This window comes from Xanthomonas sp. F14 (genome assembly GCF_014199865.1).
The window spans coordinates 249492-269799 of sequence record NZ_JACHOM010000005.1 but is presented as its reverse complement, the minus strand read 5'-3'; the positions used below and the strand labels follow the sequence as shown (position 1 = coordinate 269799).

Sequence of the window (20308 nt, the reverse complement as noted above, 5' to 3'; positions counted from 1 at the left end):
CCATGCGCAATCGATTAACAAAAATTACAGATCTGCATAGAGATATGACGCGCGGTGACACATGTCGCTGGCCGGACGCAGTAAGACGCGCGTCGGACTTTGTGTGGGCGAACGGGTGCGGCGCTCCGGCGCAACGCGACCACCCCGTGTTGCGGGTGCCACGCGAGGGCGCAGAGACGCTGTGTCGCCGCGATCGGGTCAGCCCGGCAGGCACCGGCGCACTTACAATGGCGCGCATGGATATCTTCAAAGTCTTTACGCTCGAAGCCGCGCACCGGCTTCCCAATGTGCCCCCCGGCCACAAGTGCGCCCGCCTGCACGGGCATTCGTTCCGGGTCGAGCTGCATGTCAGCGGCGAACCCGGTGCCGAGACCGGCTGGATCATGGATTTCGGCGACATCAAGGCCGCCTTCCAGCCGATCTACGACCGCCTGGACCACCACTACCTCAACGACATCCAGGGGCTGGAAAACCCGACCAGCGAGCGGCTGGCGATCTGGATCTGGGACCAGCTCAAGCCGGCGCTGCCGCAGCTGAGCGAGATCGTGGTGCATGAAACGTGCACCTCCGGCTGCCGCTATCGCGGCTGATCGCGCAGCGCAGTCGTGTGACGCAAGGCCGCCTCCAGGGCGGCCTTGCCGTTTCTACGGGGCGAGTAATGAATTGATTTCAAAAGGCTTTTGAGACGGTTTCGGAAATTTTCAGCAAACGTGTTGCATCGCAGCAATATCTGCGTATGCTGCAACGCAACAACGGTCACAGCCTTCCCCAAGGGGTTCGCAATGTCGGCGCAGTTCGAAAACGGCTTCAACAGCTTTGCCTCTGCAGCGGCACGCGCCAACCAGTTGGCGATGGAACACGCGGAAAACGCGTTTGGCCTGCAGCTGAAGACGCTCGAACGCAACGTCAGTGCGACCACCAGCTTCTTCGGTGAGTTTGCCCAGGCCCGCGACCTTGGCGCCTACCAGACGCTCTGGCCGAAGGGGCTGCAACTGGCCCGCGACAACCTGGAACGGCTGGCTTCGGTGAATCAGGAAGTGGTTGGACTGGGATTGAAGGCATCCGATGCGCTCGGCCAATTGGCCAAGCAGCAGTTCGAGGCCAACAGCGAGCAGGCCGCCAAAGGCAAGACCCGGCGCACGTAAGCGCCGACAAAAAATTCAGCGTCTTTGCATGGGTCCCTCCCCCCATGCAATCCGGCCCGACAGATCCCTCCCTCTGTCGGGCTTTTTTATTGTCTGCGCATTGCGCGTGCTGCCGATCCGACCAAGCGGTATCGCGGCACGGCGCAGGGTGCACTGGAAACGCCGGGACGCAGGGCGAGTCCCCGGCGGCGCGCAAGGCTGGGACGGCATCTGGCGATCCGCGTCGCAGTGACGCGGTCGCCAGATAGCCAACGTCACTCAGGCCGGCACGTGCAGCCCCAGCGACTGCGCCGCGGCATCGGCGCCCGGCCGCCAGCCGATCCGGCCCCAGCACGGCATCGCTAGGCGCTGGCGCAGCATGCCGATGTTCTCCTCGATGCGCTCCATCTGCGGGTCGACCTCGTTGGCGATCCAGCCGATGCAGTCCAGCCCGTCGGCAGCGATCGCCGCAGCGCTCAGGCGCGCGTGATTGATGCAGCCCAGCCGGATGCCGACCACCAGCACCACGGGCAGCTTGAGCGCACGTACCAGATCGGCCTGGTCCAGATCGGCGCTCAAGGGCGCAGCCCAGCCGCCGACACCTTCCACCACCACCACCTCGGCCTGCGCGCGCAATTGCGCGAAGGCCAGGGCGATCGGCTCCAGCGACAGAGTCACGCCGACATCGGCGGCGGCCAGTTCCGGCGCCAGCGGTGCCGGCAAGGCATAGGGATTGAGGGTGGCGTAATCGGGTTGCGGGGCGCTGGCGGCCTGCAGCGCCAGCGCGTCCTCGTTGCGCCAGCCCTGCGGCGTGTGCTCGCAACCGCTGGCCACCGGCTTCATGCCGACCGCCGTGTGGCCCTGTCTGCGCAGTGCGTGCAGCAGCGCGGTGCTGGCCATGGTCTTGCCGATGCCGGTGTCGGTGCCGGTGACATACAACGCCGGAAGCTGCATGCGTGTGTTCCTGCGGCCGCGCCGCGGTTGCCGTGGGGGGCGCGCAGCATAGCGTGCGGATCCGAACGCGCGGCTGAGTCGCAATGCCGCTGCGGATGGCCGCTGCTAAACTTCGCCCATGTTCGCAACCTCTTCGCTGACCGGCAGCAAGCCGGAACAATACGCCCAGCTCACCGCCCAGGCCCAGGCCCTGGTGCATGGCGAGCCGGACCGGATCGCCAATGCCGCCAACCTGGCCGCGCTGATCTTCAATGCGTTGCCGTCGCTCAACTGGGCCGGCTTCTATTTCTACGACGGCCGCGAGCTGGTGGTGGGGCCGTTCCAGGGCTTGCCGGCCTGCGTGCGCATTCCGCTGGACAAGGGCGTGTGCGGCGCGGCTGCCAGCACCCGGCAGAGTCAGCGCATTGCCGACGTGGATGCCTTCCCCGGGCACATCGCCTGCGATTCGGCCTCGCGCTCGGAGCTGGTGATTCCGCTGGTCAGGGGCGATGCGCTGATCGGCGTGCTGGATCTGGACAGCCCGGAGCTGGATCGCTTCGACGCCGACGATCAGCGCGGCCTGGAAGCCATTGCCCAGATCTTTGTCGGCGCGCTGACGTGACCACCGAACGGCTGCGCAACATCGGCCCGAAAAGTGCGGCGTGGCTGCGCCAGGTCGGCCTGCGCACGCAGCAGGATCTGCAGGCGGTGGGCGCGGTGGGCGCATTCGTCAAAGTGCGCCGCGCCGGCTTCAAGCCCAGCCTCAACCTGCTGTATTCGCTGGAAGGCGCGTTGACCGACTGCCATTGGCAGGACGTGCCGGAAGCGCGCCGGCATGCCTTGCTGGCCGAATACGAGGCAGCCAGTGCGCTGCTGCCGGTGCGCGGGCGCGCGGTCGGTGGACCGGTGGAAACCGTGCACTACGCACGCGCCGACAACGACGATACGCACGGTGAGATAGGCGAAGCAGACGACGAGACTGCGGACCAGAGCGACACGCGCGACGATTGAGTGCCTGCGCCGAGGTGTCACCGCTGCATGCGTGCGGCATCAACACTGCGATCCGCAGCAGCGTGCTTGTCGAGCGGGTTCTCCTCAAACGCCTGCTTGATGGGACGTCATCGACGCGTCGCTGCATCCCGCAACGTTGGCGCAAGCGATGCGCCCAACGTCTGGCCATGGCTGAGGCCTGGCAGCGGTTGATAGTCGGCGGTGAGGCCGGGTAACAACGACAGCAGCACGACGAGGCGTCGGGCGGCCTGTGGATCCGCGCGCGGCCGCCCCGGGCGATCCGGTTTTGCCTTGTTCGCTGGTGGTGCGCCCTCGCCTGCCATCAGCGTCAGCCGACGCCTGGATGGCTGCGTGCCTGCCAAACCCTCCCGTGCATGGTCGACCACACGCTGCGCCTGCTGGACAATAAATCCATCGCCCCACCACAGCGACGGGTCGACCGCGACGTAGTGCTGGAACAGCTGCGGCTGCGTCAGCAACACCTGCAGCACGAACAATCCGCCATACGAATGGCCCCACAGCGTCTGCCGCTGACGGTCCACCGCCACGCGCGCTTCCACCTGCGGGCGGATGCTTGTTGCGATCAGCTGCGCGAACGCCGCCGCACCGCCGGTTCTGCGCTGCGGATCGAGTGGATCGGTTTCCACCCGCCCGTCGCTATAGCGCGCAGGCGTGTAGTCCAGGCTGCGCCCCACCGCATCGATGCGCAATGCGCTGTCGTCGGCAATGAACACCAGCACCGGCGCATCGCCGTGGGTGGTCAGGCTGTCTAGCAAGCGCTCATCCAGCTCCATCAGCGCGGCATTGCCATCCAGCAGATACACCACCGGATACCCCGCAGCCGGCGGCGCAGCTTTGGGGGTGGCGATGCGCACGCGGTAATGGCGCTGGCCATCGGCCGAATCCAGGCGCAACGCGCTGAACACATACGAGGCACTGGGACGATCGGCGACGGTGCTGCCGATCGTGCGGCTCAGGTCCGGCTGTGCGAACGCCGGCACAGCGCCGGCGATCCACATCAGCGCAGCGGCACACGCAAGCCGCCAACGATGCTGTCGGGTCATTGCACTCTCCTGTTGCGGCGCGCACGTTCGCGCGCGGCGCCGCATCGCTGTCAGAAACCGAAACTCAGGCTCGCCCAAAACGCGCGACCGGGTTCGTTGTAGGTGGCTGCACCCGCCGCGCCGCCGGTGTTATTGGTGCCTTCGCGGAATAGACGGGTGTCGAACAGATTGTCCACACCGACGCCCACGCTGACCTTGCGGGTGATCCGGTAACGCGCACTGACGCTCCACAGGTCATAGGGGTCGCGCGTGTCGGGGGCGATGGCGCCGCCGCTGGTGCTCGATTGCGTGGCCGACTCCTGCTTGCCGTAGAAGGTCCCGGTGAGCAGCAGCGACAGGGCCTGGGTCGGCTGCCAATCCAGCGTGGTGTTGACGGTGTATTCCGGGATCACCGACAGCGGTTGATCGGTCGCGGTGTTCTTGTTCTCGATCATGTAGGTGACATTGGTGTTCCACTTCAGCTCGCGGCCCTGCTCGCCCAGCAGCGGCAACGTGAGATTGCCTTCCACGCCCTGCACGATCGCTTCCGATGCGTTGGTCCACTGGAACACCTGCCCGCGCCGGTCGACGGTGATACCGACCGGCGTCATGCCGGCGACGATCTTGTTGTCGTAGGCGTTGTGGAAGTACGTCAGCGAGGCGTGGTGACCGGTTTGCGGTGCCCACTCGATGCCGATCTCCTTGTTGATGCTGGTCTCCGGATCGAGGTTGTCGTTGCCCTGGATATAGCAGCCCGAACCAAGATTGGGGAACAGCACCGGGCAGCCATTGCCGCGTGTGTAATACAGATAATTGGCGTTGGACTGGTACAGGTTGGGCGCCTTGAAGGCGCGCGCGATGCCGCCCTTGAGCAACCAGTCGTCGCTGAGTTTGTACTGCACGTTGAGGCTGGGGCTGAGGTTGTTGCCAAACTGGCTGTGGTGATCCAGCCGCAGACCGGGCGTCAGCGTCAGCCGCTCGCTGGCGTAGATGTTGTCTTCCAGATACACCGCGCTGAGCGTGGCCTCGCTGCGTGGGCTGCGCGTGCCATTGGCAAGACCGGGAAAGCCGCCGCCGGCGCTCACCGTCTGCGACATCGAATACGCATCGCTGAGGCGACTCTGGCGGCGCTCGAAACCCAGCGTCAGTACCTGCTCGGCCCAGGCCTGCAACGGCATGTTGAACTCGCCGTCGATGTTGAGATTGTCGAGCGTGGCGGTGGAATTGAGCAGGCTGGCGGCAATGGAGCCTTCGGGGCCGCCGGCCAAGCCTTCGTTGAGGCGGGTATTGTCGGTGCCTTCATAGGCGGCGGTGAGGCGCGAGGTACCGAGCGCCCAGGTGCCGCGATGGGTCAGCGAGGCGGTGCGGCGGATCATGGTGTTGGTTTCGCTGCCGAACAGTGCGCCCAGATCGGCACCGGCCAGGCCATCGGCGCTGACCGCACGATCACCGGCGTACAGATTGCCCTGGCGGCTGAAGCCGGCATCGAGTTCGATCACCTGGCCTTCCATCGGATCCCAGCGCAGCAGGCCGTTGATGTCCTTGTTGCGCACGCCCTCGCGCCCGGCCGGCGGCACCGCGGCGGCACTGCTGGCAAAGCGGCGATTGAGCTCCAGTGAATCCGGATCGGTCTTGTTGAGGTTTCCATACAGGCGGAACGAGAACGTGTCGCTCAGCGGCCCGCTGAGCTGGAAGCCGGCACGCTGGCCACCGCCTTCGGCACTGTGCTGTGGCACCAGGCCGAACACCGTCATCGAACCGGTCAGGTCGCCGGTCGGCTTCTTGGTGATGATGTTGACCACACCGCCGGAGGCACCGGATCCGTAACGTGCCGCGGCCGGGCCGCGCAGCACTTCGATACGCTCCACCGCTTCGGCCGGTACCCAGTTGGTGTCGCCGCGCGTATTGCGCTCGCCGCTGCGGCCCATGCGCACCGCATCGCGCGATCCCACCGGCTTGCCGTCGACCAGGATCAGCGTGTTTTCCGGGCCCATGCCGCGCAGATCGATCTGGCGGTTGTTGCCGTACTGGCCGGAGGCGCTGTTGCCGGTGAGGTTGACGCCCGGCATGGTGCGCAGCAACTGCGACAGATCGTTGACCGGTGGGCGCCGTTCGATGTCTTCGGCGGTGATCACCGATGACCCCAAGGCCTGGCGTGCGATCTGCGCGGCGGTGACGTGCACGGTGTCCAGCGACTGCGGCTCGGCCGCGTCTTCGGCCGACGCGCTGCAGATGCAGCTGCCGCAACCGAGAGAAATGGCCAGCACCAGCTGACGGTGGGACAAGACGGGACAACGTGCAGGCGCAGACATCCATGACCGGCGTGATGCGGACATTCTCAAACCTCTCGACAGGAGATGGACCTCTGGCGACGGCTTGAGGTGACACGATGGGGGTGATGCATGCAGCGCCGCGCACGACGTGCATGCGCGGCGCTGACGCAGTCAAACTTGTCCGCGCATTCTACACAGATGCGATTCATTCTCAAATCGGAACGCTGCGCTGGCATGGTCGCACGCAGGCATTGCCGCTTCCGGCAGCGCAGACGTCACCAATGACGCACACCGGTGGAGAACTGTGCGCACTAGCTGGCCGACGATGCGGCCAGCGTGCGAAAGACCGTCATTCAAGGCGACAAACGCAGCCAGCCGATGGTGGTATTGGTTACCGCGCCGCGGTGTGGACGATGCCTGCATCCGCGCTGGCAACACTGCGCGTCTTACTTCAACGTCAGCAATTGCCGCATGTCATCGATGATGGCCACGGCACCGGCGCTCTGCACATCGAAGCCGCGCAGATAGCCGTAACGCACCATCGCCAGCGGCATTGCCGCGGCGTTTGCAGCCGCCGCGTCGGTGGCCGAATCGCCGACCATCAGGCATTGCTGCGGTGGGTGCCCGAACTGCCTGGCAAGGTGCAGCAGCGGCGCTGCATCGGGTTTGCGCTGCGGCAACGAATCGCCGCCGAGCACGCTACTGAAATGCGCAGCGATGCCCAGGTGTTCGAGCAGCGGTGCGATGAAACGCGCGGGCTTGTTGGTGCATAGCGCCAGCGTGGCACCGGCCTCGCGCAGGCCGGCCAATGCCTCGGCAACACCGGGATACAGCTGCGGGTTGTGCAGCAGGCTGGCCTGGTAGTGGCGCATCATCAGCGGCATCTCGGTATCGGCATCGTGGGTGCCGCCGGCTTCGCGCAAGGCGGTGGCGAGCAGCACCTGCACGCCTTCGCCGATCCAGCTGCGGATCGTCGCCTCGCTGAACTGCTGCAGCCCGAGTTCCCGCAAGGTGGCATTGAGCGCTTCGGCGATATTGGGTGCGCTGTCCACCAGCGTGCCATCCAGGTCGAAGATCACCAGCGGATACGGAAACATGCGCACAGTCTCGTTGGGGGAGCGGCCTGCAGTGTACGAGCTGCGGGATTCAGGGCGCGTCACCGTGGCGCGATGCGAACGGCCGATGCCAGCGTCGATGCCTGCGTGGCTGCAGTCATCGCTGCATGCACCGCACGCTGCGGCCGCGGTGCAGCAGCCATGCCGCCACGCGCTCACTGCGCCGGCGGCATGTCGCCAAATAACTCGCCCTGCACCGCGCCCTCTTCCGCGTCGCTAAAACCGCTCAATCCCACCCCGACCAGGCGATAGCGCGTGTCGTCGGGCAACTCCACGCGCCGGGTCAGCGCCAGCGCGATCTCCGCCAATGCCTCCAGCGAAGCCGGTGGCTGATCTGGCGTGTACGAGCGGGTCAGGATGCGGAAGTTGGAGGTCTTCAACTTGAGGACCACGGTGCGCCCGATGCGCTCGGTACGCCGCGTGGCCAGCCAGGTCTTTTCGGCCAGGCGCAGGATGTGCGGATCCAGTGCCTCCAGCGCGATGTCCTCGCTGAAGGTATCTTCAGAGGATACCGATTGCACCTCCTGATCCGGCTCGACCGGGCGCTCGTCGATGCCGCGTGCGCGGCGGTACAGGCTCTGCCCGAAGCTGCCGAAATGCGCTTGCAGCTCTTCCAGGGGACGCAGTCGCAGATCGCTGACGGTGACGATCCCCAACGCGGCCAACTTGCCATCCATCACCTTGCCCACGCCGGGAATGCGGTTGACCGGCAGCGGCAGCAGGAACGCATCGACACGACTGGGCGCGATGACGAACTGCCCGTCGGGCTTGCGCCAGTCCGAGGCGATCTTGGCCAGGAACTTGTTCGGTGCGATGCCGGCCGATGCGGTGAGCTGGGTTTCCTCGCGGATCTGGCTGCGGATCAGTTGCGCGATTTCGGTGGCCAGCTGCATGCCGGTCTTGGCTTGCGTGACATCCAGATAGGCCTCGTCCAGGGACAGCGGCTCGACCAGATCGGTGTGGCGATGGAAGATCTCGCGCACCTGCCGCGACACCGCCTTGTAGCGCGCAAAATCCGGCGGCACGAATACCGCATCCGGACACAGGCGCTCGGCACGCAGCGCCGGCATGGCCGAACGGATGCCATAGGTGCGCGCTTCGTACGAGGCCGCGCACACCACCGAGCGCGCACCGCGCCAGGCCACCACCACCGGCTTGCCGCGCAGCGATGGATCGTCACGTTGCTCCACGGACGCGTAGAACGCATCCATGTCCACGTGCACGATCTTGCGCATCAAGCTGGCATCTCTCCGAAAACGTCGGACCATGATAAATCAGCCGCGTCTCACGCTTTGCGCCGCGCCATCGCGCAAGCCTGGGCGCGAACGGACGCAAGCGCTGGCGGGACGCTCTGCTGCGTCTGTCCGGGTGCCGATCCACGCCGAGCAGGCATGCCTGACGCGTTCCGCTGAATGCCGTGATCCGCGTTGGATCCTGTCTGCCACACATGCTTGCCGCACTGCGCAACCGGCTGAAAACAGCACGCATGCGTACGGATAAAACGTTTGATTGAACCGCGCGCCCTCATGCACCCTTGCCGGCCTCGCCTTTCGCTTCTTGCAGGAAACGTTCGTCATGACTCGTCAAAGTGCGTACTCGCGCGACCAATTGCTGGCCAGCGCGCGCGGGGAATTGTTCGGACCCGACAGTGCCCGCCTGCCCAACGACCCGATGCTGATGTTCGACCGCATCACCGAGATCAACGACAGCGGCGGCGCGCATGGCAAGGGCCTGATCCGCGCAGAACTCGACGTGCGCCCGGACCTGTGGTTCTTCGGCTGCCACTTCATCGACGACCCGGTGATGCCCGGCTGCCTGGGCCTGGACGCGATGTGGCAGCTGACCGGCTTCTTCCTCACCTGGATCGGCGCAGCGGGCCGCGGCCGCGCGCTGGGCTGCGGCGAGGTCAAGTTCACCGGCCAGGTGTTGCCGAGCGCGAAATTGGTCAGTTACGAAATCGATATCAGCCGCGTGATCAACCGCAAGCTGGTGATGGCCCAGTCCGATGCACGCATGCTGGTGGACGGGCGCGAAATCTATACGGCCAACGATCTGCGCGTGGGCATGTTCACTTCAACGGAGAATTTCTGATGCGTCGCGTCGTCGTCACCGGAATGGGCATCACTTCCTGCCTGGGCAATGATCTGGACACCGTCTCCAGCGCCTTGCGCGAGAGCCGCTCGGGCATCACCGCATTGCCCGATCATGCCGACGCCGGCCTGCGCAGCCAGGTCGGCGGTGCGGTGGCGCTGGATCTGGACAGCCTGATCGACCGCAAGCTCAAACGCTTCATGGGCGATGCCTCGGCCTATGCCTACCTGGCCATGCGCGATGCGATCGCCGATGCCGGACTGGATGCCGAGCAGGTCAGCGACCTGCGCACCGGCCTGATTGCCGGCTCCGGTGGCGGATCCAGCCAGTGGCAGGTGGAAACCGCCGATCTGCTGCGCAACCGTGGCGTGCGCAAGGTCGGCCCGTACATGGTGCCGCGCACGATGTGTTCGTCGGTCTCCGCTTCGTTGGCGACCGCGTTCAAGATCCGTGGCCTGAGCTATTCGCTGTCGGCCGCGTGTGCGACCTCGGCGCATTGCATCGGCGCGGCCGCGGACCTGATCCGGCACGGCGCGCAGGATGTGATGTTCGCCGGCGGCGGCGAAGAACTGCACTGGACCATGAGCGTGATGTTCGATGCAATGGGCGCGCTGTCCACCGGCTTCAACGATCGCCCCGCCGTGGCCTCGCGGCCCTACGATGCGCAGCGCGACGGCTTTGTCATCGGCAGCGGCGGCGGCATGCTGGTGCTGGAAGACTATGACCACGCCATCGCGCGCGGCGCACGCATCCATGCCGAACTGCTCGGCTATGGCGTGACCTCCGATGGCGCCGACATGGTGGCGCCCAGCGGCGAAGGTGCGGTGCGCTGCATGCACATGGCCATGCAGGGCCTGACGCAGCCGATCGACTACCTCAACACGCACGGCACCTCCACGCCGCTGGGCGATGTGACCGAGCTGGGCGCGGTACGCGAGGTGTTCGGCGACAACATCCCGCCGCTGTCCTCGACCAAGGCGCTGTCCGGCCATTCCTTGGGCGCGGCCAGCGTACACGAGGCGATCTACAGCCTGCTGATGCTGCGCGACGGCTTCATGGCCGGCTCGGCGCATATCGACGAACTCGACCCGCGCGCCGAAGGCTTCCCGATCCTGCGACAGACCCAGGACGCCACGTTGAACACGGTGATGTCCAACAGCTTCGGCTTCGGCGGCACCAACGCAGCACTGGTATTCGGCCGGGTGTGACGGCGCGCCGCCGGGCGCCGCGCGGAATTGGGAATTGGGGATTTGTGTCGAGAGATCGCTCTTGCCACTCCCCAATCCCGATTCCCCACTCCCGGTTCAGCCGGCCATGCCGTTGTGCCGCAGCAATGCGTCGATGCTCGGCGCGCGCCCCCGGAAGGCGCGGAAGTTGTCGGCCGCGCTGCGGCTGCCGCCACGCGACAACACTTCATGACGAAAACGTGCGCCGGTGTCAGCGACCTGTTCGGGCGCTTCTTCAAAGGCGGCGTAGGCATCGGCACTGAGTACTTCGGCCCACTTGTAGCTGTAGTAACCGGCTGCATAACCGCCGGCGAAGATATGGCTGAACTGGTGCGGGAAGCGATTCCATGCCGGCGGGCGGTTGACCGCCACCTCGTCGCGCACGCGCTCGATCAGCTGCAGCACGTTGTCCTGGGTCGGGTCGAAGCTGCTGTGCAGCTGCATGTCGAACAACGCAAATTCCAGCTGGCGCACGGTGAACATGCCGCTCTGGAAATTGCGTGCGGCCAGCATCCGGTCGAACAGGTTGCGCGGCAGCGGCTCGCCGGTCTGCACGTGCGCGGTCATCGCCTGCACGCGCTCCCATTCCCAGCAGAAGTTCTCCATGAACTGGCTCGGCAGTTCCACCGCGTCCCATTCCACGCCGTTGATGCCGGCCACGCCCAACTCGCCGATGCGGGTCAGCAACTGATGCAGGCCGTGGCCCATTTCATGGAACAGCGTGGTGACTTCGCCATGCCGGAACGTGGCCGGCATATCGCCACTGCCACGGCCGAAGTTGCACACCAGATACACCAGCGGCGTCTGCACGCCGTTGGCGGTGTCGCGGCGGTTGCGGCAATCGTCCATCCACGCACCGCCACGCTTGCCTTCGCGCGCGTACAGGTCCAGATAGAACTGGCCGACCAGCTCGCCCTGCGCGTCTTCCAGACGATAGAAGCGCACATCCGCATGCCAGACCGGCGCGCGATCGGGCTTGACGGTCAGGCCATACAGGCTGTGGATCACATCGAACAGACCGGCCAGCACCTTGGGCTCGGTGAAGTACTGCTTCACCTCCTGCTCGGAGAAGCTGTAGCGCGCCTGCTTGAGTTTCTCGGAGGCGTAGGCCAGATCCCAGGCCTGCAGTTCGTCCAGGCCAAGTTCGTCGCGGGCGAAGGCTTCGAGCTCGGCACGGTCGCGTCGCGCATACGGCCTGGCGCGCACTGCCAGATCGCGCAGGAAGCCCATCACTTCATCCGGGCTTTGCGCCATCTTGGTGGCGACCGAATACTCCGCGTAACTGGCAAAGCCGAGCAGCTGCGCCAGTTCGGCGCGCAGGGCCAGGATACGATCGATATTGGCGCTGTTGTCCAGCGCGGCATCGCCGAACTCGGAGGCGCGCTCGGCGTTGGCGCGATACAGCCGCGCGCGCAGCTCGCGATTGTCCGCGTCGGTCTGCACCGGCAGATAGCACGGCATCTGCAAGGTCAGCTTCCAGCCCGGCACGCCGTCCTTTTCCGCGGCCGCACGTGCAGCGGCGACCACCTCGGCCGGCAGGCCAGACAGCTCGGTTGCGTCTTCGCTCACGTACGACCATGCATCGGTGGCATCGAGCACGTTCTGCGAAAACTTGGCGGCCAGTGCGGACAGTTCTTCCTGGACCTGCGCAAACCGCGCCTTGGACGCGTCATCCAGCTCGGCACCGCCGAGGCGGAAATCGCGCAGCGCGTTTTCCAGCACCTTGCGCCGCGCGGCGTCGTAGTGCGCCGCTTCCGGCGCTTCGGCCAGCGCCTTGTATTGCGCATACAGCGCCAGGTTCTGCGCCAGCGCGCTGCCGAAGCGGCTGAGTTTGGGCAGATTGCTGTTGTAGGCCTCGCGCAGTTCCGGCGTGTTGACCACCGCCTGCAGATGGCCGACCTGGCCCCAGGCACGCCACAGCCGTTCGGTGGCATCGTCCAGCGGCACCACGAAGCTGTCCCAGCTGACCGGGCTGACCTGCTCGGCCGCTTTCACCGCGGCCTCGGCGTCGGCCAGCAATTGGTCGATTGCCGGGCCCACGTGTTCGGGGCGGATCGCATCGAAGGACGGCAGTCCGGACAGGTCGAGCAGCGGGTTGGTCATGGGGCGCTCCGGCGGTGGACTGGATCAGGAATCAGGGCGAGGGGCTGGCAGACGTTGCCAGACGCGGCGGTTTTGCCAGCAGCTGATCGGATATGGCGGTCATTCCAGCGCCGCACAAGGCAGCGCAGGCAGGTCGCCGCCGTTGACGGCGATGGCAATGGCCGCATCGCTGTCGATGACGTCGATGTCGCGCGCCACGTACCAGGCCGGGTCGTAATAGCTGTGCGCATAGCGCTCGCCGGCATCGCACAGGATGGTGACGATGGAGCCGCTGCGGCCGGCCTGGCGCATGCGCTGGGCGGCCTGCAGCACGCCGACGAAGTTGGTGCCGGTGGAGCCACCGACGCGGCGGCCGAGCGTGGCACTGACATGGCGCATGGCGGCCAGGCTCAGGGCGTCGGGCACCTTGATCATCACGTCCACGCAGCTGGCGATGAAGCTGGACTCCACCCGCGGGCGGCCGATGCCTTCGATGCGCGAGCCGCCGGTGATGGCCAGCTCCTTGGGGCACTGCCCGTCCACCGCGCGGCAATAGCCGTCGAAAAACACCGACACTTCCGGGTCGGCGCAGAGGATGCGGGTGGCGTGGCGCCGGTAGCGCACATAGCGGCCGAGCGTGGCGCTGGTGCCGCCGGTGCCGGGGCTGCAGACGATCCAGTCGGGAATCGGATGCGGCTCCTCGGCCAGCTGCTTGAAGATCGATTCGGCGATGTTGTTGTTGGCGCGCCAGTCGGTGGCGCGCTCGGCGTAGGTGAACTGGTCCATGAAGTGGCCGCCGGTCTCGCGCGCCAGCTGGTGCGAGGCACTGTCCAGATCGCAGGCACGCTCGACCAGGTGGCAGCGGCCGCCCTGGAATTGAATCGCGGCGATCTTTTCCGGCGAGGTCGAGGCCGGCATCACCGCGATGAAGGGCACCCCCAGCAGCCGCGCGAAGTAGGCCTCGGAGATGGCGGTCGAGCCACTGGAGGCCTCGATCACCGGCCGCCCGGCCCGCAGCCAGCCGTTGGTCAGCGCGTACAGGAACAGCGAGCGCGCCAGCCGGTGCTTGAGGCTGCCGGTCGGGTGGCTGGACTCGTCCTTGAAATACAGGTCGATGCCCGGAAAACCCGGCAGGTCCATCGGAATCAGATGGGTGTCGGCCGAACGGTTGAAATCGGCCTCGATCTTCTGGATGGCGGCGGCCACCCACTGGCGCTGCGACATGGCAGGACTGTGCGGCGAAGGAAGCGCCAATTCTACCGCTACCGGGCGCGCGGCCACGGCGGGCGGGTCATCGGGCGGACAGCTGGAAGCCGGTGCTATGCTCGTCGCACCTGACTGCCCGCCCTGACTGCCCGTGCTGCGTTGCCTGCTCCGCCTGCTGCTGTGCCTGTGCCTGGTTGCCAATACGGCCACCGGCGCGTGGGCGTCGGTGGGCATGGCGATGCCGGAGATGGCGTCGGCCGGGACGGTTGCGACCGCGTCGATGGCGCACGCGCCCATGTCGGCCGCGATGCCGTGCCATGCCGACATGCCGCCGCCCGCTGCGGCGCATCCCCCCGATAAAACCCGGCACGCGCACGCGGCCGACTGCTGCAAGCTGGGCAGCTGCGACTGCCTGCAGCACTGCAGCCTCGCCTTGCTGACCCTGCCTGCGGTACCCGCCGGCCTGCCTGGCCGCGCCACCCTGCCTGCCACCCTGGCCGAAGGGCGCGGCAGTCCAGTGCCCGAGCAACCGGTTCGACCTCCCATCGCCTGAGCGCTGACGGCCTTGGCCGTCATCGGGCCCGCGCGCTTGCTGCGCGGGGTTTCTAAGCGATGCGATGCGTCCGCCTTCATCGGTGGGCCGCAGCGGAGATGTCATGTCTTTCGATTCCAATTGTTTCGATCCACCCTCCAACGGCGGCCTGAGCCGACGCCGCTTCGTTCAGGGCATGGCCCTGGGCGGTGTCGCCGCCACCACCGGCCTGTGGCGCAGCGATGCGCGTGCGTCCAACCCGGTGAGCACGCCGGTCCTGCGCGGCAGCAGCCAGTCGCTGCAGATCGACCGCATGCCGGTCAATCTCACCGGGCGCCGCCGCCCCGCCATCACCGTCAACCAGAGCCTGCCGGCCCCCACGCTGCGCTGGCGCGAAGGCGACACGGTCAGCGTGCGCGTGCGCAACGCGCTGGCCGACCAACCCACCTCGGTGCACTGGCACGGCCTGTTGCTGCCGGCCAACATGGACGGCGTGCCGGGGATGAGTTTCGACGGCATCGCGCCGGGCCAGGAGTACCACTACCGCTTCGCGCTGCGCCAGTCCGGCACCTACTGGTATCACAGCCATTCGATGTTTCAGGAACAGGCCGGCCTGTACGGCGCGATCGTCATCGACCCGCTGACACCGCCGCCGTATCGGCACGATCGCGAGCATGTGGTGCTGCTCTCGGACTGGACCGACCTGGACCCGGCCGCGCTGTTCCGGCGGCTCAAGCAGATGCCCAGCCACGACAATTACGCGCAGCGCACGGTGGGCGATTTCCTGCGCGATGCGCGCGACGACGGCCTGCGCGCAACGCTGGCCGACCGCGGCATGTGGGGGCGCATGCGCATGACCCCGACCGACCTGTCCGACGTCAACGCCAACACCTACACCTACCTGCTCAACGGCGTCGCCCCGGCCGGCAACTGGACCGGCCTGTTCAAGCCTGGCGAGAAGGTACTGCTGCGTTTCATCAACGGCTCGTCGATGACCTACTTCGACATCCGTATCCCCGGCCTGCGCATGACCGTGGTGGCCGCCGACGGCCAGTACGTGCATCCGGTCAGCGTGGACGAGCTGCGCATTGCGGCGGCCGAGACCTTCGACGTGCTTGTCGAGCCCATCGGCCAGGACGCGTTTACCGTGTTCGCGCAGGACATGGGCCGCACCGGATTCGCCTGCGGCACGCTGGCGGTGCGGCATGGGCTGCAGGCACCGATTCCCGCGCTGGATCCACGCGCGATCCTCACCATGCAGGACATGGGGCACGGCGATGGCATGGCGCATGCAGGTCACGCCATGCACGGCGCCGACACGCCGCACAGCGACCCGCATGCGGCACACGCGATGGCCATGCCGATGCCAGCCGCACAGACGCACGGGCATGCAAGCGGCGATGCGCAGCGCAAGACACCGCACCACCCTGCCAGCGAAGACGGCAACCCGCTGATCGACATGCGCGGCAATGCCACTTCACCGCGCCTGGACGATCCCGGGGTTGGCCTGCGCGACAACGGCCGCCGGGTGCTGCGCTACGCCGACCTGCACAGCCTGTTCGAGGATCCGGATGGACGCGAGCCCGGGCGCGAGATCGAACTGCATCTGACCGGGCATATGGAAAAATTTGCCTGGTCGTTCGACGGCATCGCCTTCGCCTCGGCAGAGCCCTTGCGACTGCAGTACGGCGAGCGGCTGCGCATCGTGCTGGTCAACGACACCATGATGCAGCACCCCATCCACCTGCACGGCATGTGGAGCGATCTGGAAGACGCCGATGGTAACTTCCAGTTGCGCAAGCACACCATCGACATGCCGCCCGGCACACGCCGCAGCTATCGCGTCCGCGCCGATGCGCTGGGCCGCTGGGCCTACCACTGCCATCTGCTGTACCACATGGAAGCGGGCATGATGCGCGAAGTGCGGGTGGAGGCATGAGTACGCCACGGACGCAATACAGGACGCTACTCGCACTGCTACTGAGCGCATCGGCCACTGCACAGGAGCATCAGCATGCAGCGATGGAATCATCCGCGCATGCCGACGGCGCACATGCAATGCAGATAGCCGACCAGGCAACGGCGGCCCAGCCGCAGACATCCATCGCAACGGAGGCATCGCCGCCATCCGCGCAGCAGAGCGCAGAGGCGATGCAAATGGAGCATGCGCAGATGCAGCACGCGCAGCACTCCAGCACTGCATCGGCATCGGCAAACGCTGCTGACAGCACGCCTGCGCAACGCCCGGTGCAGGCCGACGTTTCGGCAGCGCCGACATCGATGCACCACGCAGGCATGCAGCACGCCGATGTCCAGCACGCCGCACACCAGACCTCTGCAAATCCACAACTGGACCACGCCCGGCAATCACAGGCAGACAGCGACCACGATGCAATGGAGCACGCATCGATGGATCATGCGTCGATGCAGCACGGGCAACAGCATGGGGCGATGGATCACTCCGACATGGAGCACGCGCCGCATGCCGAAGCGGTGACGCAAACACCGGCATCGCCCGGCACCGACGCACTGCCACGTACGCCGATCCCCGAGCCCACTGCCGAGGAGATCGCGGCGGCATTCGCCCCCTTGCAACACCATGCGATGCACGCGCCAGGCATCAATCACTACGTGTTGCTGGATCGACTGGAAGCCTTCGACACCACGCGCGGCAGTGGCCAGGACTGGGAAGCGCGCGCCTGGATCGGCGGCGATATCGACCGGCTCTGGTTGCGCAGCGAAGGCGAGCGGCAGGACGGGCGCACGCAGGCCGCATCGGTGGAGGCGTTCTATGGCCACGCCATCTCGCCGTGGTGGGACCTGCTGGTCGGCGCACGTCAGGACATCGGAGCGGGTGAGCAGCGCAGTTGGGCCGCCTTCGGCGTGCAGGGCCTGGCGCCCTACAAGTTCGAGACCGAAGCCACGCTCTATGTCGGCAGCGGCAGCCGTGCCGCGCTGCGACTGGAGGGCGAATACGAGGTGCTGCTCACCAATCGGCTGATCCTGCAGCCGCGCGTGGAAGCCACTATTGCCCTCACCGACGATGACCGGCGCGACGTCGGCAGCGGGTTGGAGCAGGTCGAGGTGGGCCTGCGGCTGCGCTACGAAATCACCCGCCGCTTCGCGCCCTATATCGGCTGGGTGCACAGCCGCAGTTTCGGCGACACCGCCCACCGCACCGTGATCGACGATGAGCCTGCACGCGACAGCCGGTTTGTTGCCGGCCTGCGCATCTGGTTCTGAGACAACCGCTGTGCGCATGGGCCTGACCGTTCGTATTCGGATGCAGGCCCATGCCACGGCCTTGAACAGCACAGTTCGTGCCGCCGCGCGCGATCAATCAGATAGCGGCGCGGCCAGACCGCCGACGCACACGGTGCAGACATGCCGACAACCATTGCCCCGCTAACATCCACCTCCAGTGCAGCCTGACCTGCCCCCGCATTCCATCGAGGAGACCGCAATGCCTTTGACCGACCTGCAACACGTCCCCGGCGCCAGCGCCGCACCTGCCGACACTGCCGGTTTCGTGTTCAACCACACCATGCTGCGCGTCAAGGATGCGCAGCGTTCGCTGGATTTCTACACGCGCGTGCTGGGCTTCCGCCTGCTGGACGCACGTGATTTTCCGGATGCGCAGTTCAGCCTGTACTTCCTGGCCCTGCTGCCCGACGGCACCGCCATCCCCGACGACGATGCAGCGCGTCGGCTGTGGATGGCCGGCATCCCCGGCGTGCTCGAACTCACCCACAACCACGGCACCGAAACCCAGGACGGCCCGGTCTACCACGACGGCAACAGCGACCCGCGCGGCTTCGGCCACATCTGCATCTCGGTGCCCGACATCCACGCCGCTTGCGCACGTTTCGACAGCCTCAACGTGCCGTACCAGAAACGCCTGGAAGACGGCCGCATGAAGCACCTGGCCTTCATCAAGGACCCGGACGGCTACTGGGTGGAGATCATTTCCAATACGCCGCTGGCGTAACCCATAACAAAATGCCCGGGGTTCCCGGGCATTCTTGTTTCAGGCACATGCACTGTCGGTATTTCGCTTTCGAGCAGGGTATGTCGGCAGAGAACGCCCACCCGGTTGGATGCGCGCAGCGCACTTCCAGCGGCTAACGCAACCTAGCGCGCGGTCATCAGGTGGGCGCGGACGGCGCGCTCAGAACCGGAACGTACGAGTGGCACATACCGATTCCGAGCACCGGCCGCGCCCGCCTGACCGCGGCGCAGTAGTTTTGGTAGCCACTCCTAGATGCAGGCGCCATCCTGCAGCATCACGCGTTGCCTCAATTGGAGGTGGCAACTGCCTCTCTATCCGGGAACCACTGCGGTAACTGCTCGGCAAATTTTGCGGCGCATTCCTCGCTGTAGGCCTGCGCGGTCTGCTTGACCAGCGCGTAGTCGTTTGCCTCCCACTCCTCAAGCGATGCGGTGCGCGGTGTAGGCGCGCAGTCCAGATTGACCGGACTCGCCTTGCGCTTCAACAGTCCGGAGCGTTCGCCGCCGATCGTCACCGCGTAGCGCAACTCGTAGGGCGACTTGGTATCGGCCAGGCTCTGGTAGACGAGCAGCCAATCGGACATCAGGACCTGCAGCGGGAAAGGCTCCGCCGGCAGTGCTGCCGGATGCCCAGTGAAGTAGCTCTTCAGGCGCGCATTGACCGCATCGCGCTGCAGTTGATAGCCGGGATTGCCCACGCCCTCCATCTTTTCGCCTTTCAGCTGCCCCTTGCCGAAGGCCGACACTGCGACGCCACGTGTGAACAGGCTGGTGGCGATCTGCAGGCCCACCACTGCCCCGGTGTGCCCGCGCCGCACCACGCGCAACATTTCGTCGCCGTTGGGCAGGCCGTTGGACCCCACGCGCATGCTGGCATGCAACGGCAGCTGCAACGCCCAATCCGCCGATGGTGCAATGGCTGCGTCGGCATCGCCCTGCGTCTGTGCGGAGGGCTGTTGCTGTGTCTCGGCGACCGACAGCGTGCCGGCAACTGCAGCCGCGGCATAGGTCGTTGCCGTCGAAAAATCGCCGTTGGCAAATGCGGGCACCACTGCCACCGCCTCGGCACCACGGGTGGCGGTACAGAACGCGCTGGAGGCACGCATCTGCACTTCATGAAATGCGATGCCGTTGACTTGATGCACGGCCGCATCCTGGCCGTACTGCGCAACCAGCCTGGCAACGATGGCGTCCTGCTCGACAGGCTGCTGGCCGCAGACCTTGGCCGCAGCGATGCGCGACCAGGCGAACTGCAGCGCCGGATCCCACCCCATCGCGTCTTCGCCAACGAAGCCATGGTCGTAGTGATAGGCATAGATGGCCGGGTCGATGTCCTGCAAGGTCATGCCGCCCACGCCCGCATAACCGGGCGGAACATCGCTGGCCATTGCGGCGCCGCTTAGCACCGAGATCGCCACTGCAATTAATGCTTTCATGGATTCCTTCCCCTGGAGAGCGTCGCATTGCGTGTCCCCCACGCAATGCGACATGACACTGTCAGATCGCGCGGACAGCGATCAACGGCACAGTGCTTTGGTCCATCAGACAACGGTCCGCAGTCGGCTAGAACGCTCAGTTGCGAACTTAGTGTGAGCGCATCATGCGCAATTGGCAGTCGGGGCGGTCCCCACAGCTGTAGGGACGGCCCCGGAAGTGATGCTTAT

General features: G+C 66.1%; 18 protein-coding genes and 1 other RNA gene. 10 read left to right on the top strand and 9 right to left on the bottom strand.

The annotated features are described in order from the left end of the window. Positions 1-236 precede the first annotated feature (236 nt). Together queD and GGR73_RS17880 are read left to right on the top strand one after the other, a co-directional pair. The gene (gene queD, locus GGR73_RS17885) at positions 237-590 is read left to right on the top strand and encodes a 6-carboxytetrahydropterin synthase QueD (protein WP_054592396.1); all 354 of its coding nucleotides are present in this window, start codon (positions 237-239) and stop codon (positions 588-590) included. Positions 591-782: 192 nt separating this feature from the next. Next, on the top strand, positions 783-1145 hold the full coding sequence (locus GGR73_RS17880; protein ID WP_039518815.1) for a phasin family protein: 363 nt from the start codon (positions 783-785) through the stop codon (positions 1143-1145). 258 nt (positions 1146-1403) lie between these two features. On the opposite strand, the gene bioD is transcribed toward GGR73_RS17880, so the two are convergent. Then, entirely contained in the window at positions 1404-2078 is a 675-nt protein-coding gene (gene bioD / locus GGR73_RS17875) for a dethiobiotin synthase (RefSeq protein WP_184458162.1), read from the bottom strand. A 118-nt stretch (positions 2079-2196) separates the two neighbouring features. Between bioD and GGR73_RS17870 the strand changes: the two genes are divergently transcribed. Together GGR73_RS17870 and GGR73_RS17865 are read left to right on the top strand one after the other, a co-directional pair. Then, positions 2197-2679, top strand: a complete 483-nt coding sequence (locus GGR73_RS17870) for a GAF domain-containing protein (RefSeq protein ID WP_104593589.1) — start codon at positions 2197-2199, stop codon at positions 2677-2679. After that, positions 2676-3068, top strand: a complete 393-nt coding sequence (locus tag GGR73_RS17865; protein WP_024938378.1) for a TfoX/Sxy family protein — start codon at positions 2676-2678, stop codon at positions 3066-3068. The genes GGR73_RS17870 and GGR73_RS17865 overlap by 4 nt, the downstream gene beginning before the upstream one ends. A gap of 107 nt (positions 3069-3175) precedes the next feature. On the opposite strand, the gene GGR73_RS17860 is transcribed toward GGR73_RS17865, so the two are convergent. The 4 genes from GGR73_RS17860 to dinB form a co-directional block, all read right to left on the bottom strand. Beyond that, the gene (locus GGR73_RS17860; RefSeq protein WP_184458246.1) at positions 3176-4087 is read right to left on the bottom strand and encodes an alpha/beta hydrolase-fold protein; all 912 of its coding nucleotides are present in this window, start codon (positions 4085-4087) and stop codon (positions 3176-3178) included. Between the two features lie 95 nt (positions 4088-4182). Further along, complete coding sequence (locus tag GGR73_RS17855; RefSeq protein ID WP_184458160.1) at positions 4183-6423, bottom strand: TonB-dependent siderophore receptor; 2241 nt, start codon at positions 6421-6423, stop codon at positions 4183-4185. A gap of 407 nt (positions 6424-6830) precedes the next feature. Beyond that, entirely contained in the window at positions 6831-7481 is a 651-nt protein-coding gene (gene gph, locus GGR73_RS17850) for a phosphoglycolate phosphatase (protein WP_184458159.1), read from the bottom strand. Between the two features lie 173 nt (positions 7482-7654). Further along, on the bottom strand, positions 7655-8734 hold the full coding sequence (dinB, locus tag GGR73_RS17845) for a DNA polymerase IV (protein ID WP_039525307.1): 1080 nt from the start codon (positions 8732-8734) through the stop codon (positions 7655-7657). Positions 8735-9074: 340 nt separating this feature from the next. Between dinB and fabA the strand changes: the two genes are divergently transcribed. Both fabA and fabB read left to right on the top strand, forming a co-directional pair. Then, positions 9075-9590 (top strand): 3-hydroxyacyl-[acyl-carrier-protein] dehydratase FabA, encoded by a 516-nt coding sequence (gene fabA / locus GGR73_RS17840; protein WP_039522501.1) that lies wholly within the window; start codon positions 9075-9077, stop codon positions 9588-9590. Further along, positions 9590-10798: a beta-ketoacyl-ACP synthase I gene (fabB, locus tag GGR73_RS17835; RefSeq protein WP_054592362.1), complete on the top strand. Its 1209-nt coding sequence runs from the start codon at positions 9590-9592 to the stop codon at positions 10796-10798. Before fabA ends, fabB begins: the two co-directional genes overlap by 1 nt. Positions 10799-10894: 96 nt before the next feature. On the opposite strand, the gene GGR73_RS17830 is transcribed toward fabB, so the two are convergent. Further along, positions 10895-12919, bottom strand: a complete 2025-nt coding sequence (locus tag GGR73_RS17830) for a M3 family metallopeptidase (RefSeq protein ID WP_184458157.1) — start codon at positions 12917-12919, stop codon at positions 10895-10897. 99 nt (positions 12920-13018) lie between these two features. Further along, positions 13019-14122, bottom strand: a complete 1104-nt coding sequence (locus tag GGR73_RS17825) for a PLP-dependent cysteine synthase family protein (RefSeq protein WP_104595036.1) — start codon at positions 14120-14122, stop codon at positions 13019-13021. Between the two features lie 133 nt (positions 14123-14255). On the opposite strand from GGR73_RS17825, the gene GGR73_RS17820 reads away from it, so the two are divergent. The 4 genes from GGR73_RS17820 to gloA all read left to right on the top strand — a co-directional run bounded on the left by GGR73_RS17820 (position 14256) and on the right by gloA (position 18624). After that, positions 14256-14657 (top strand): CopL family metal-binding regulatory protein, encoded by a 402-nt coding sequence (locus tag GGR73_RS17820; RefSeq protein WP_184458155.1) that lies wholly within the window; start codon positions 14256-14258, stop codon positions 14655-14657. Between the two features lie 82 nt (positions 14658-14739). Continuing rightward, positions 14740-16575 carry a copper resistance system multicopper oxidase gene (locus tag GGR73_RS17815; protein ID WP_184458244.1) on the top strand — a complete coding sequence of 612 codons (1836 nt, stop codon included), beginning with the start codon at positions 14740-14742 and terminating at the stop codon, positions 16573-16575. A gap of 233 nt (positions 16576-16808) precedes the next feature. Next, the gene (locus tag GGR73_RS17810) at positions 16809-17879 is read left to right on the top strand and encodes a copper resistance protein B (protein ID WP_456363001.1); all 1071 of its coding nucleotides are present in this window, start codon (positions 16809-16811) and stop codon (positions 17877-17879) included. A gap of 220 nt (positions 17880-18099) precedes the next feature. Then, positions 18100-18624, top strand: coding sequence for a lactoylglutathione lyase (gloA, locus tag GGR73_RS17805; protein WP_104595032.1), 525 nt, complete (start codon positions 18100-18102; stop codon positions 18622-18624). 131 nt (positions 18625-18755) lie between these two features. On the opposite strand, the gene GGR73_RS17800 is transcribed toward gloA, so the two are convergent. Together GGR73_RS17800 and GGR73_RS17795 are read right to left on the bottom strand one after the other, a co-directional pair. Continuing rightward, a non-coding RNA gene (locus tag GGR73_RS17800) (sX9 sRNA) lies at positions 18756-18832 on the bottom strand. A 99-nt stretch (positions 18833-18931) separates the two neighbouring features. Continuing rightward, positions 18932-20080, bottom strand: a complete 1149-nt coding sequence (locus tag GGR73_RS17795; RefSeq protein WP_184458153.1) for a hypothetical protein — start codon at positions 20078-20080, stop codon at positions 18932-18934. Positions 20081-20308: the final 228 nt, after the last annotated feature.